Source organism: Klebsiella sp. K5-204, from assembly GCF_030128585.1.
Taxonomy (GTDB): Bacteria; Pseudomonadota; Gammaproteobacteria; order Enterobacterales; family Enterobacteriaceae; genus Klebsiella; species Klebsiella quasipneumoniae.
Genome location: NZ_JAKUZS010000002.1, coordinates 73758 through 87322, shown reverse-complemented (window position 1 = coordinate 87322; position 13565 = coordinate 73758). Strand labels below are relative to the sequence as shown.

Here is a 13565-nt window from a genome sequence, read left to right as displayed (position 1 = left end):
TTTCGGTAATCGTGTTCAAGTGACGACTTTGCGAGCAATATGATGTTTAAATGGCCCTGGAAAGCAGATGATGAGTCCGGCAACGCAGAGATGCCCTGGGAGCAAGCGCTTGCCATTCCGGTTTTAGCCCACCTTTCGCCCGCTGAGCAACACAAGCTGACGCAGATGGCTGCCCGTTTCTTACAGCAAAAACGTCTGGTGGCGCTTCAGGGGCTGGAGCTGACTCCGTTGCACCAGGCGCGGATAGCTATGCTCTTTTGCCTGCCGGTACTTGAGCTGGGGATTGAGTGGCTGGACGGTTTTCATGAAGTGCTGATCTACCCTGCCCCGTTTGTCGTGGATGATGAATGGGAGGATGATATTGGTCTGGTCCACAACCAGCGGGTGGTGCAGTCGGGGCAAAGCTGGCAGCAGGGTCCCGTAGTGCTGAACTGGCTGGATATTCAGGACTCCTTTGATGCGTCAGGCTTTAACCTTGTGGTGCATGAGGTGGCGCATAAGCTTGATGCGCGGAATGGCGATCGGGCCAGCGGGGTGCCGCTGATCCCACTGCGCGAAGTCGCCGGCTGGGAGCACGATCTCCACGCGGCGATGAACAACATTCAGGATGAGATAGATCTGGTAGGGGAAAGCGCCGCCAGCATTGACGCCTATGCCGCCACCGATCCTGCGGAGTGCTTCGCCGTCCTTTCGGAATATTTTTTCAGCGCGCCTGAACTGTTCGCGCCCCGCTTCCCGGCCCTGTGGCAGCGTTTTTGCCATTTTTACCGCCAGGATCCGCTGGCGCGCAGACGTGAAAATGGCCTGCAGGACGAAGACGAGCGGCGCATTGTTCACTAAAACAACGTGTTGAGCTAAATTTAGCCATTTGAATCAGCAAGTTAATTTTAGTGTTGACACAAAAATGCCGGGCCAGTAGTATGCGCCTCGTTCACACGATTCCTCTGTAGTTCAGTCGGTAGAACGGCGGACTGTTAATCCGTATGTCACTGGTTCGAGTCCAGTCAGAGGAGCCAAATTTAAAAAGCCCGCTCAGGGAAACCTGAGCGGGCTTTTTGCTTTCCGTGAGCCCCCCGCCAGCGGGTATAAGCAGCATCGTACCGTAGGTACCGTCCAACGTTCCGTATGCGATCCCCGCAGGTGAAAAGCAGCGCCGCTGCTCCCAACCTTATGGCTACCGACTTTCGATCCGACGGTATCCACTGGGTCTGGCGCTGGGTAGCAGACGATCCCGATTCGCCAGTTACCGCTACAGACAGCGCGGGCTGCCCAACTGGCGGAAAGACCCGTAACGCTTAGGGTAGCCTGGCAATAACCTTAATCTCGAACTTAAATCCATAAAGCCACGTCACGCCGATCCCGGTCAGCGTAGGGTAAGGCGCTTCTCCCCAATATTCTGGCAGGATACTCCAGATAGCGTCGAGATTTGACTCAGGATCGACGACAAAGAGGGTAACGTCAACCACGTCCCCAAACGTGCAGCCCGCCGCTGCGAGCACAGCATTAAGATTTTTGAACGCCAGCCTGACCTGTGCTTTCAGATCGTGCTCAGGCGAACCATCCTCGTGGCTACCCACCTGCCCAGAAACAAACAAGAAACCATTGGATTTGATGGCCGGTGAATAACGATTGCGCTCATAGAGCGCCTGCCGACCGAGGGGAAAAACGGCTTCGCGTGCTGTCATGTTTGTACCTTTATGCTGGGGCGAATTCAGCCCGGTGAATGTAAAGACACTGTACAACGGCCAGATCGGGCGGATAAACAAGCGACTTTGTCCCTCATTGTTTGTAGTATCCAAACAATCGATGAAAGACAGGATAAGAAATGGATCGTTTCGATGCGATGCGCGCCTTTGCTCGGGTGGTGGAGGCAGGGAGCTTCACGAAGGCTGCCCAAACGCTTCATATGAGCAAAACCACGGTGACGCAACTCATTCAGCAACTGGAAGCGCGACTGCGCGTCAAATTGCTCCATCGCACCACCCGCAAGCTTGGAGTGACTCCCGATGGCGCGGTCTACTACGAGCGCGTCATCCGCCTGCTGGCGGACATGGAGGATGCTGAAAACAGCCTGTCCAGTGCGGCGATGACGCCCAGGGGACGGCTACGGGTGGATGTGCCCAGTCCGCTAGCCCGCCTCATCCTGGTGCCGGCGCTACCGGCTTTCCACGCCCGCTACCCTGATATTCAGTTCGACATGGGCGTGAGCGACCGGAAGGTAGATCTGATCGGCGACAACGTGGATTGCGTCCTGCGCGGGGGCGAAATCACCGACCAGTCCCTAATCGCACGCCATGTCGGCGATTTGCCAATCGGCGTCTACGTCGCCCCCCGTTATGTGGAACGCCTTGGCGCTCCCGCACACCCGCGAGAGCTGCAAAATACTGACCATTGCATAGTGGGATTCTTGTCCTCACGCACCAGTAAGATTGATCCTTTGGTACTGCGCTGTGAGAATGAACGTATTGAAATCACGGGCAACTACGTCCTTGCCGTGGATGATGGCAATGCTTACCTCGAAGCTGGGTTAGCTGGCTTAGGCGTGATTGCGCTGCCCAACTATATGGCGGCAGCGCATCAGGCCGTTGGCGCTTTGATTCCGTTATTTACACAATGGCGGATTAGCCCAATGCCTCTGTACCTGGCGTTTCCACCGAACCGCCATGTCAACGCCAAGCTGCGCGTTTTTATTGACTGGATCGTTGAAGTGATGCAGCAGCATGTCCCGATTGCCAACAATAAATAACGACATCCCAGCCCCCTGATTCGCTTACCAACGACGATGTGGGTCAGTAGTAGTGACTGTGGTCAGGCGTGTTTTGACAATAGGGATTCAGCAGAACTCATCCGTCTTATATTCTGGATAATGGCTATCATAACGGGGATCTTCGCTTTCATGGACAATGGCAGCCAAAAAAAAGATCCTCAGTAACAATATTAAGTCCATAGATATATTTGCAGACTTTATCATCTCCGCCTGAGCCTCTCCTGGCGCCCTCATTAACACGCCATCACCGCCACTGTTGATAAGTTAAGGATCGGTTTCCCGATCCTTATCCCCAACAACGTTGAATGAATCGACAGCAAAAGAGCCTTCTTACAATAGCCGTTAATCAGGCTAAACGACCCCCTACAAACTCCCCTGCGCCGCTGTGGCGCTGATATTCACCGGCATTCCGGAGCGGCGCTGCAGGGTTTGCTCGGCCTGCGAAGGACTCACTCCCGGCCCCTGAGTAAATTCGCGCAGCGCCGAGGTCATCGGCAAGGGGACTTTTCTGTCGGATTCAAATTCCGCCCGGTTGCGCGACAGCGGCTCGTGCACCTCCAGCCAGTGGCTGCCATCCGGTTCCACGGTGTACTTCACCGGCTGATCGATCAGCTGGACGCGCGTCCCCACCGGCACGTTATCAAACAGGAATTTAATGTCGTCATTGCGCAGGCGGATGCATCCCTGGCTGACGCGCAGCCCGATGCCAAAGTTGGCATTGGTGCCGTGGATGGCGTACAGCCTGCCGATATAGATCGCATACAGCCCCATCGGATTATCGGGGCCGGGCGGTACCATCGCCGGCAGGGTTTTGCCCTCTTTCGCATATTCACGGCGGGTATTGGCGGTCGGTACCCAGGTGGGCCCTTCCTGCTTGCGCTCTACCGCCGTCACCCAGTTACGCGGCGTTTCGCGTCCCGCCTGGCCAATGCCGATTGGCAGGACTTCCACGCTATTGCCCAGCGGCGGGTAATAATAGAGGCGCATCTCGGCGACGTTAATAACGATCCCCTCACGCACGGTGTCAGGCAGGATCAGCTGCTGCGGAATGGTCAGCGTCGAACCGGAGTGCGGCAAATAGACATCGACGCCGGGGTTAGCCTCCAGCATATTGCTCAACCCCTGGCCGTACTGGGCGGCAAAGCTTTCCAGTGGTTGAGTGTTGTTCTCCGGCACGGCAATGGTAAAAGCGCTGCCCACCAGACGGCTCCCCTCCGGCGGCAGCGGATAGCTGACGGCCAGCGCGCTGTGGCTGGCGAACAGCATCAGCGCCGAACAGAGTAATGTCACACGCCGCATCGTCATTTTCCCTTCCTCAGTCGCGACTCTCGTGTGTGAATTATAGCGGCATTTCCTCTCCCCGATCCGCTGGCGAGCATTTCCTTAAATCTGATAGTCGATAGCGGCCTCTTCCGGCTCCATCGCCTGGCGCTTGATCTCATCCAGCGACAGTCCGGCATTGCACAATTCGATAAAGCGCCAGACGTAATTACGCTGCAGCTGACCCCGCTTCAGTCCCAGCCATACGGTATTGGCATCAAACAGATGGCGGGTATCGAGCCGCGTAAAGGTGTCCGCTTCGCGGGCATCCCCGGACTGCTCGGCAACCAGCCCGACGCCCAGCCCCAGCTCGACGTAGGTCTTGATCACATCGGAATCCTGGGCGCTCAGCACAATATCCGGCATCAGCCCTTTGCGGTTGAAGGCCTCATCGATCCGCGAACGGCCGGTGATCCCCTGGCGATAGGTGATTAACGGCCAGCGGGCAATCGCCTCCAGCGTCAGAGGAGACACCTGGGTCAGGGGATGGTCTTTGGGTACCAGCAGGCTGTGATGCCAGCGGAACCAGGGGAAAGCCGCCAGCGTCGGGTCGTTGCTCAGACGCTCGCTGGCGATGCCGATATCCGCCCCGCCGTTATGCAGCAGCGCTTCGATTTCCTGCGGGGTGCCCTGCACCAGCTCGACGCGAACGTCGGAGAACAGCTCGCGGAAAGCTTTAATCACCGGCGGCAGGCTGTAGCGCGCCTGGGTATGGGTGGTGGCGATGGTTAAGACGCCGGAGGCATCGTTAGTAAAGAGATCCGCCAGCCGCCGGACGTTGCTGGCTTCATTGAGGATCCGCTCAGCAATGGATAACAGCGCTTTACCCGGCTCGGTCATGCCTAACAGGCGTTTGCCGCGACGGATAAAGATCTCAATCCCCAGCTCCTCTTCCAGTTCCCGGATATGGCGGCTGACGCCTGACTGCGAGGTATAGAGCATATTCGCGACTTCCGTCAGGTTGTAATCCTGACGGGCCGCCTCACGGATAATTTTCAGTTGCTGGAAGTTCACCCTTTCCTCCGGGCCAATGGACTTAACGTATCTGCTATTGTTAAAGTCTGTTGTCCCGGGTAACAAATAATAAAAACCAGCAACTTATTCCTTAAGAGAATATAGCTTAACTAACCAGCTGCAGTTCGCGGTTCTCCAGCGACGGACGGCTCACCAGAGACAGCAGGATCTCCTTCACCGCCTGCGCCTGCGGCGACAAACCGCCGCGCGCCGACATGTTCAGCGACAGCGACAGGCTCATTGACGGCGTGCTAATCCGCGCCATCCAGCCGTTCGCCGCGCCGCACAGGGAGCGGGCAGCGGATTCCGGCAGGACCGTCGCCCCCATGCCGCTGGCGATGGCCGCGGTCAGGGTGGTAATGGATTCGATCTCGCCGATAATTTTCGCCGACAGACGACGCAGGGTGAACGCCTCGGTGACCCGCGCCCGTACCGCGCTGTAATCTCGCGGCAGGAACAGGTTCATCTCCGCCACCGCCGTGAGGTCCACGCTCTGCCCCGGGCAGTCGCGGGTGCCGACCAGGTAGAGGTCTTCTTTCAGCAGCGGCTGGCTGACGATGCCGGCCACCGGCGAACGCTCATACAGCACCGCCATATCCAGCTGGCCCGCCAGCAGCTTGTCATTCAGCGCAGTGCCGCTGCTTTCCTGCAGATAGACCATCACCTCGGGCAGTTCATTACGCACCGTCTGCAGCAACGGCATGGTAATGGCGGAGGCCGCTGTGCCCGGCGCCAGGCCGATCGAGACCTGGCCACGCAGCGTCTGGCCGACGTTATTGACCGCCAGCTGCGCCTGCTCACACTGGCGCAGGATGGTCCGCGCATGGGTATAAAGGATTTTACCGGCTTCCGTTGGCGTGACCCCTCGCTTGGTGCGTATCAGCAGCTGCTGGTCCATTTCACCTTCCAGGGTCGCGACCTGCTGGCTGAGGGCCGGTTGGGCGATGTGCAAGACTTCAGCGGCCTGGGTCAGACTGCCGATATCGACGATTTTCACAAAATATTTCAGTCGTCTTAAGTTCATTTTGCCTCCTGTAAGGAACGCCAGCGTCGACGCTGGAAGTATGATGAAACTGGTTTTGCAATTTGCTTGCCAGCTTTTCATTTCCGCTGCCGTTGCCCGCCACAGGCGGTGTTATAAGGGATAGTGATAGCAATCCGGTTTTTATTTGCCCGGTAAGCAGATTGTGGTATGCCCCATAAGGGGTACATTCGCACTACAACGGTGCAATCTGGTGAAAAAAACAGCGCATGCGCGGGGGTTGCTGAAATTGTCAGCAGTCGAACGCAATTCTTTGAATCAGGCTTTGACAAGGCCGGGTGGCATCGTTAATATGCGCCCCGTTCACACGATTCCTCTGTAGTTCAGTCGGTAGAACGGCGGACTGTTAATCCGTATGTCACTGGTTCGAGTCCAGTCAGAGGAGCCAAATTTAAAAAGCCTGCTTTCGAGCAGGCTTTTTGCTTTTCCGCGCCAGCTGCGCTGCCGGAAGGCGAAGGATCCCCCCTCCGGCGATGGCGCCCCTAGCGCAAGCTCTCTTCCTTCAGGTCTATCTCTCGCAGCACCTCATAAAAGGTGATATCGCTAATGTTGTGGGCGCGACGCAGCCGGAACAGCTCCTGACGCTGGGCGATAATGACCTCTCTTTGCATATATTTCTCCAGCCTGGCGCGCTTAGCCAGCTCCAGCCCGACGTCCTGCCCTTCGTCATTGTCGTTATAGTGCAGTCGTCGCTGGTAGGTTTCCAGCAGCATATTGCCGGCATCAGCCCGCAGAGCCTGCTCAGTCGGATCTTCCACCGGCTCGTCGAGTAGCGCATTCAGCCGGTTGATAGCCACTTCGGTCATGACGGCGCCAATATCGTCTTTGCCGGTGTCATGGGGTAAATCATCGGCAAGATAGCGGGTCATGAACGGCAGGCCGATAGCCGCCACCACCAGCGACATCAGGATCACCGCCATTGAGAGAAAGATCAGCAGTTCGCGGCCCGGGAATGGTGAACCATCCGCCAGCACCGCCGGCAGCGTCAGAATACCGGCGAGCGTCACGGAGCCTTTGACCCCAGCCAGCGCCATGACGGCGAGGATGCTGAATCGCGGACGGACGGTGATGGCTTTGCCCCGGCGTTTGCGGCGAAAAATGGTCAGCGTCATCGACAGCCATACCCAGGCGAAACGCATCAGACCGAGCGCGAGGGTGATGGCCACGGCGTACAGCAGCAGATACCAGGGCGAAGGGACGCCGGCCTGGCTGGCTACCGCCGGCAACGTCCTGAGCATGCGGGGCAACTGCTCGCCCAGCATCAGGAAGATCATCCCGTTGAGGGTAGTCTGCAGCATGGACCACACCGCGCTGCTTTTCATGCGCGTCGCGGGTAGCCGGGGCCCCGACAGCTGTTCATAGTGCATCGCAATGCCGGCGGCGACGGCGGCAAGAATGCCGGAGACATGGAACGCCTCGGCCAGCAGGTAGGCGGCGAAGGGGATAAGCAGGCTGATCAGGATCTGGATGGCCGGCTCCTCGCGGGTGCGCCGCACCAGAAAGTTATTACATTTGCCGGTGACCCACACCACCACGAGCCCACTGAGGATGCCCCCGAACGCCATCAGGAAAAACTTCATCACCGCCTCTCCCGGGGAGAAGCTGCCGGTCAGCACCGCGGCGATGGCGAAATTAAAAGCGACGAGGCCCGAAGCATCGTTTAACAGCGATTCCCCTTCGAGGATATGCGCCATCCGGGAAGGCAGCGGCGAGCTGGCGGTCATTGCCGATACCGCCACCGGATCGGTGGGTGACAGAATCGCCGCCAGGGCAAACCCCGCCGCCACGGTGATCGCCGGAATAAGCCAGTGAATAAACAGGCCAATGCCGAGGATAGTGACCATCACCAGGCCTATCGCCAGCGACAGAATCGGCTTCATATCGCGGAAAAACGCGTCTTTCGGGATCCGCCAGCCATCAAGGAAAAGCAGCGGCGGGATAAACAACAGCAAAAAGATGTGCGGATCGAAATCGACCTGAAAACCACCGGCGGCCAGCGCGGCGCCCGCAGCGATCTGGATCAGCGGCAGCGGCACTTTAACGGGCAGAAGATGGGAAATGAACACCGTCACCACGATGGCCATCATAAAGACCAGCACAATAGCGATTAGCGACATTCATCCCCTCCTTTGACGGCAATATTCATTCTGTACATCAGGCTGTTATTCCTTTTTCGCAGGTGTGGTTTCGGCGGCGGGTTATTTATCCAGACGCCGATAATAAAGGACAGGCTTTCCTGTCTTGCGGCGTTTTTATTTAAACTGAGCTGGCAACCGGCGCCCCTTCAGAGGGGACAATGTGTTTTATCATGCCGGAGTTGTCAATCCGCCAGGGTCTGCCAATCATCGCCAGCCCGGCAATATAATCGCTACCATTCATCCTTATCATTCCGTGGCGACCAGAGAGATATATGGTCAGCGGATTGATATTCTTTGCAGCAGCCGCGCGGAGAACCACGCATTAATAATTGATGATAATCCGCGTCGCCTTCATAAGCCGACTGCCTCGAAATCCCGCCCTTCTCTGCCATACATGGCTTGCCCCCCACCGGGATTGGGGGTACCCTGACAAACAATTAAACCATACGGTCTAAATGATGAATCCCGCTACCTCCGCCAACCAGAAGCCCCGCCGCGGCCGACCGCCAAAGGCCGATCGCCAGTTTGTCGACACGCGACAGGCGCTGATCCGCTCGGGCCTGGAGGTGCTGACCGAAACGGGCTATCTCGCAGCGGGTATTGATGCGGTGATCAAGAACATCGCCGTGCCGAAGGGGTCGTTTTACCACTGTTTCAAAAGCAAGGAGGCCTTTGGCCTCGCCGTGCTTGCCGCCTATGGCGACTACTTTGCGCATAAATTAGATAAATTCCTGCTGGACGACGCCGTGCCGCCGCTGGAACGGATGGCGGCCTTCGTGCGTGATGCCGGTCAGGGAATGGAGAAATACCAGTTTCGTCGCGGCTGCCTGGTAGGCAACCTGCTGCAGGAAGCTCCCCTGTTGCCCGAGGCATTTCCCCAGCGGTTGCAGACCATCCTGGCGGCATGGGAGGCGCGCGTGGCCCGCTGCCTGCACGAGGCGCGGGCTGCCGGGACGATCGCCAGCGACACCTCACCGGAGACGCTGGCCCAGGTGTTCTGGATCGGCTGGGAAGGCGCGGTGATGCGCGCCAGGCTGGTCCAGTCCGCCGCTCCCCTTAACCAGTACTGGGATTTCTTTGCGCACACTATGATGACAATAACACCTGCACAGGACGGCGATAGCGCCGATAACTCCCTTCAGACGAGGAATACTCAGTCATGAAAGCATTAGTTCTGGACCAGATTGACAACCGCACCGTGGCCACCGTCAAAGCGATTGACCTGCCCGCCCTTACCGAAGGCGACGTGCGGGTCGCCATCGACTGGTCGAGTCTCAACTATAAAGATGCCCTGGCGATCACCGGCAAAGGCAAAATCATCCGCCAGTTCCCGATGGTGCCGGGGATTGATTTTGCCGGCCGGGTAAGTGAAAGCCGCGATCCGCGCTTTGTTCCCGGCCAGGACGTGATCCTCACCGGCTGGGGCGTGGGCGAAAACCACTGGGGCGGTCTGGCCACCGAGGCCTGTGTCAAAGGCGACTGGCTGGTAGCCCTGCCGGAGGCGCTCAGCGCGCGCCAGGCGATGATCATCGGCACCGCCGGCTTCACCGCGATGCTGTGCGTCGATGCCCTCGTCAGCGCGGGCATCACCCCGGAAAGCGGTGATATCCTGGTCACCGGCGCCAGCGGCGGGGTCGGCAGCACCGCCGTGGTCCTGCTGAAAGCGCTCGGCTACCGGGTGACGGCCGTATCGGGCCGCGAGTCGACGCACGACTACCTTCGCCAGCTCGGGGCCGACGCCATCCTGCCGCGCAGCGACTTTGCAGAGACCCGCCCGCTGGAGAAACAGCTGTGGGCGGGCGCGGTGGATACCGTTGGCGGCACGATGCTGGCCAAAGTGCTGGCGCAAACGCACTATCGCGGCTGCGTCGCCGCCTGCGGTCTGGCCGGGGGCTTCGATCTGCCAACCACCGTGATGCCGTTTATTCTGCGCAATGTGCGTCTGCAGGGGGTGGATTCGGTGATGGTGCCCACCGCAGAACGCGACGCGGTGTGGCAGCGTCTGGCCCAGCTGCTGCCGGAAAGCTACTATCAACAGGCAGCCACCGAAATCACGCTGGAGCAGGCGCCAGCGTATGCCGCAGATTTCCTCAGCAACAATATTCATGGCCGCACGCTGGTCAATATCGGCCAGTAATCCTCTCCTCCCGGCGCCCCACGGCGCCGGTCCCCGGGGCGATCCTGACATATCATTTCCTTCCCCACGGGATTATGATGACGCGAACGAATGGCTTTGCGAGTGGTAAAGAACGTAAATGGATGTCATAAGCATCATTATGGCGGCGGGCAAATCGTCCGTTGACGTCGCGCTGTATACGCTGTTGCCGATCATGGTGATCATGCTGATTATCATGAAATATCTGGAGGTCCGCGGCATCCTCGATGTGATTGTGCGCTGGGTTGCGCCATTGCTGAAGCCCTTCGGCTTAACCGGGATGAGCGCCTTCGCCCTGATCCAGATTAACTTTGTCAGCTTCGCCGCCCCGCTGGCCACGCTGTCGATTATGGACAAACGCGGCGTTTCTGACCGGCAAATGGCCGCCACCCTGGCCATGGTCTTCGCCATGGGGCAAGGCAACGTCTTTTATCCCCTCACCCCTTTCGGCCTGCACTGGCTGGCCTCGATCGTTATCTCAGTGGTCGGCGGCCTGTGCGCGGCGGCGGTCGCCTGGCACGTCACCGGACGGCGCCTATCGGTCGCCGAGAACCCTCGCGCGGAAGCGCTGCCCAACGCCGAGCAGAACAGTCAGGGCATTCTGGCGGTGATCAATAGCGCCGGCTCCGACGCCATCCGCCTGGCGCTCGGCGCGGTGCCGATGCTGATCCTGTCGTTAACCATCGTCGGACTGCTGCAGGGCGCTGGCGTCATCGACCTGCTGCAGCAGCTGCTGAAACCGGTGCTCGGCTGGCTGCATATTCCGCAGAACTTTGTCCTGCCGGCGCTGGTGAAGTGCGTCGCCGGGGGCACCGCTTATTTTGGCGTCATTTCCGAGCTGATCCAGCAGGGCAAAGTCACCGTCAGCCAGGTCAACACCTCGGCAGGCCTGCTGATCCAAACCTTCGATCTGCCCGGAATCGGTATTTTCCTCGGCATCAGCTCACGGTTTGTCCGCCTGTTTCGCTTCGTGGCTCCCGCGGCGATCGTCGGCATTCTGCTGCGCACCGTCCTGCACCTGATCCTCTTTTAACGCCTCCGCGCTGGCCTGCGCCTTCAGGCAGGCCACCACCGCCGCCTGCTCGCCGCAGGCGATATGCTCATCGACGCGGGCCAGCATCCACGGAAAGAAAGGATTGGAGGTGACGCGCATTAACGTCTCCAGCCCCACGCTCAGCGTCCCGGTCTCTCCGCGCAGTGAAATGGTGCCCAGGCTAATGCCGTAGCGGTTCTTCTCGTCCGGCTCGCGACCATACAGCGAGTCGCTCAGGGGAAACGGCACTGCCACATGCGACAGGGAGTACATATCCGCCGGCCAGGCAAGGTGTAAAGGATAACGATGCTCTTCCCGCTCCTGCGCCAGCGTCGTACGGGCGATGGTCTGCAGGGTGTGCGCCGTCGCGTTGGTCACCACCGTCGTGGTATAGGCCCGCGGCGCTGGCGGCAACAGTGTATTCACCGCCGCATAGAGCGCGGGACGGAACAGGCCCCGGAGATCCGCCGCCTGATTTATGTCGAACACCACCAGCTCGCTGCCGTTGTCCGGCAGGTAGCGATACAGGGACTCCACCACCGCCCGGGTGCTGACGGTGGAATCCATTACCGACTGAAAGGTGAGGACCGGCGGCAGCGCTTTCAGCGCCCCCTGACGGGACGCGCGAATAATCTGCTGCTGCAGCGCCTGGCTCAACAGCCAGGACTGTCTCGCCGCTTTTACCGGAAACGAGTTGTACTTGAACGGATTAAACTCAGGCGCCACGTTCAGCCAGGCCGCGCGGGCAAACGCCGGGAAGATGGATGGCAGCCCGGCGAGACCGGCAAAACGGGCAAACGCCGTCACGCCGATCATCGGCGACAGCAGGATAATCTGCTGCGGCTGGCGCAAGTGGCTGTCCTCCAGGCTATCGAGGGCATACTTCAGCGCCAGCGCGCCGCCGTTAGAGTAGCCGACCAGATGCAGCGGCACGTCCGCCCCGGCCAGACGCGTCGCTTCCCGCACCGCCAGACGCGTTGCCGCCAGCCAGGTCTCCCAGTCAACGGCGGTTAACGCCCCCGGCGCGGTGCCGTGGCCCGGCAAACGCGGCGCCACCGCCACATAGCCCCGCTGCCGCCAGAGTTGCGCCAGATAGCGCACGCTGTAGGGCGAATCGGTCAGGCCATGGAGCAGCACCACGCTGCCGCGCGGCTTGCCCTGCGGCAACAGTATAAAAGAACGGTTCCAGTCCTGCGTAAACTGTCCCGGCCAGACCCGGCTGTGGCGATAAAAGCGGTTGACTGGGGTTTTATCTTCCTCCGGTAAAGCATCCGTCACCTCGCGCTGGAGATCGGCGAAAATGGTCTTCTCCCGCGCCAGATATTGGGCAAAGGTCGCCTGGTCGATCTCTTTGGCCGCCATCTCATTGCCGCGCCAGGTATGCCAGCGATGCAGCGCCGGGCCGCGCTGCGACTCATAGATCCGTCCGGCGAGAAACACCACCAGCAGCGCCAGCACCGCAATGCTCCCTTTTTTCAGCAGTGAGCCGATAACGGCGCCCGACGTTCGCCAGTGTCGTAATAGATGCTTCATAACGCTCTCTCTGATATTTATCGCGTAGCCGAACGCGTTCTGCCCTATTCCTGACAGGCGCTTCTCACGGTCTGCTTTTCAGCATAGTCATCGCTTCCGGCAAATTAAACCCGGCAGATCATTCCTTGCCGGCGAAAAAAAACCTACCGCTGAGATCAACGTTTGGTCGCCTGTTTTTAAACACTGCATAAACCAGCGGGATAATCTTATTGTCAGATTTTTAAGAAACATGAATTATCGGCGGATGTGTCACCAGGAGAGGAAAAAAACAGATGGAGTGGTGGGTAAAAAAAGTCCAGGATAATTCTCCGTCCAGCCCCTGCCGCGTCGTGCTCCAGAGCGGCGCACTGGAGATGATCGCTGAGATTGAAGCCTGTCGCCTCCGCCTGCGGGAAGGGGATAAACTCACACCGCTGGCCGATGCGCGCTATTGTCTGAATAATAATCCGGCGCAGACATTGAAGATCCGCAACGCCAGCCATTATAGCAGCGCGCGCTGGGCAAACGCCGGTAAATAAATCGAGTCCGGCCCCTGTGCCGGTATTGATCTGAGTATCTTCGCA

Annotated in this window: 12 protein-coding genes, 2 tRNA genes and 1 pseudogene; 8 read left to right on the top strand and 7 right to left on the bottom strand. The window is 59.0% G+C overall.

Annotated elements, in window-relative coordinates:
- Positions 1-39 precede the first annotated feature (39 nt).
- Both mtfA and MKR05_RS05840 read left to right on the top strand, forming a co-directional pair.
- Positions 40-840 (top strand): DgsA anti-repressor MtfA, encoded by an 801-nt coding sequence (mtfA, locus tag MKR05_RS05845; RefSeq protein ID WP_072096628.1) that lies wholly within the window; start codon positions 40-42, stop codon positions 838-840.
- A gap of 100 nt (positions 841-940) precedes the next feature.
- Positions 941-1016 (top strand) — tRNA-Asn (locus tag MKR05_RS05840).
- Positions 1017-1295: 279 nt separating this feature from the next.
- On the opposite strand, the gene MKR05_RS05835 is transcribed toward MKR05_RS05840, so the two are convergent.
- Positions 1296-1685 carry a RidA family protein gene (locus MKR05_RS05835; RefSeq protein WP_101994561.1) on the bottom strand — a complete coding sequence of 130 codons (390 nt, stop codon included), beginning with the start codon at positions 1683-1685 and terminating at the stop codon, positions 1296-1298.
- A gap of 140 nt (positions 1686-1825) precedes the next feature.
- On the opposite strand from MKR05_RS05835, the gene MKR05_RS05830 reads away from it, so the two are divergent.
- The gene (locus MKR05_RS05830; protein WP_112201418.1) at positions 1826-2746 is read left to right on the top strand and encodes a LysR family transcriptional regulator; all 921 of its coding nucleotides are present in this window, start codon (positions 1826-1828) and stop codon (positions 2744-2746) included.
- 384 nt (positions 2747-3130) lie between these two features.
- Here MKR05_RS05830 and ldtA read toward each other — a convergent pair whose 3' ends face one another.
- From ldtA to nac, 3 genes are all read right to left on the bottom strand, one after another.
- A complete protein-coding gene (gene ldtA, locus MKR05_RS05825; RefSeq protein WP_023290298.1) occupies positions 3131-4072 on the bottom strand; it encodes a L,D-transpeptidase in 942 nt (313 codons plus the stop codon).
- Between the two features lie 78 nt (positions 4073-4150).
- Entirely contained in the window at positions 4151-5101 is a 951-nt protein-coding gene (gene cbl / locus MKR05_RS05820; protein ID WP_004180456.1) for an HTH-type transcriptional regulator Cbl, read from the bottom strand.
- Between the two features lie 106 nt (positions 5102-5207).
- Positions 5208-6125, bottom strand: coding sequence for a nitrogen assimilation transcriptional regulator NAC (gene nac, locus MKR05_RS05815; RefSeq protein ID WP_004203498.1), 918 nt, complete (start codon positions 6123-6125; stop codon positions 5208-5210).
- Positions 6126-6455: 330 nt separating this feature from the next.
- On the opposite strand from nac, the gene MKR05_RS05810 reads away from it, so the two are divergent.
- Positions 6456-6531: transfer RNA gene (locus MKR05_RS05810), tRNA-Asn, on the top strand.
- 94 nt (positions 6532-6625) lie between these two features.
- On the opposite strand, the gene MKR05_RS05805 is transcribed toward MKR05_RS05810, so the two are convergent.
- Positions 6626-8260, bottom strand: a complete 1635-nt coding sequence (locus MKR05_RS05805) for a Na+/H+ antiporter (RefSeq protein WP_023290300.1) — start codon at positions 8258-8260, stop codon at positions 6626-6628.
- Positions 8261-8399: 139 nt separating this feature from the next.
- On the bottom strand, positions 8400-8522 hold the full coding sequence (locus MKR05_RS05800; protein ID WP_255299197.1) for a hypothetical protein: 123 nt from the start codon (positions 8520-8522) through the stop codon (positions 8400-8402).
- A 217-nt stretch (positions 8523-8739) separates the two neighbouring features.
- Between MKR05_RS05800 and MKR05_RS05795 the strand changes: the two are divergent.
- From MKR05_RS05795 to MKR05_RS05785, 3 genes and pseudogenes are all read left to right on the top strand, one after another.
- Positions 8740-9565: pseudogene (locus MKR05_RS05795) on the top strand (TetR/AcrR family transcriptional regulator).
- Entirely contained in the window at positions 9504-10418 is a 915-nt protein-coding gene (locus tag MKR05_RS05790) for an MDR family oxidoreductase (RefSeq protein ID WP_074442563.1), read from the top strand. The pseudogene MKR05_RS05795 and the gene MKR05_RS05790 overlap by 62 nt, the downstream one beginning before the upstream one ends.
- Positions 10419-10536: 118 nt before the next feature.
- Positions 10537-11469 (top strand): nucleoside recognition domain-containing protein, encoded by a 933-nt coding sequence (locus tag MKR05_RS05785; RefSeq protein ID WP_023290303.1) that lies wholly within the window; start codon positions 10537-10539, stop codon positions 11467-11469.
- Here the strand turns inward: MKR05_RS05785 and MKR05_RS05780 are convergent.
- Positions 11380-13002, bottom strand: coding sequence for a carboxylesterase (locus MKR05_RS05780; RefSeq protein WP_238874765.1), 1623 nt, complete (start codon positions 13000-13002; stop codon positions 11380-11382). The genes MKR05_RS05785 and MKR05_RS05780 overlap by 90 nt on opposite strands.
- Positions 13003-13274: 272 nt before the next feature.
- Here MKR05_RS05780 and pmrD point away from each other — a divergent pair, with 272 nt between their 5' ends.
- Entirely contained in the window at positions 13275-13520 is a 246-nt protein-coding gene (pmrD, locus tag MKR05_RS05775; RefSeq protein WP_023290305.1) for a signal transduction protein PmrD, read from the top strand.
- Positions 13521-13565 lie beyond the last annotated feature (45 nt).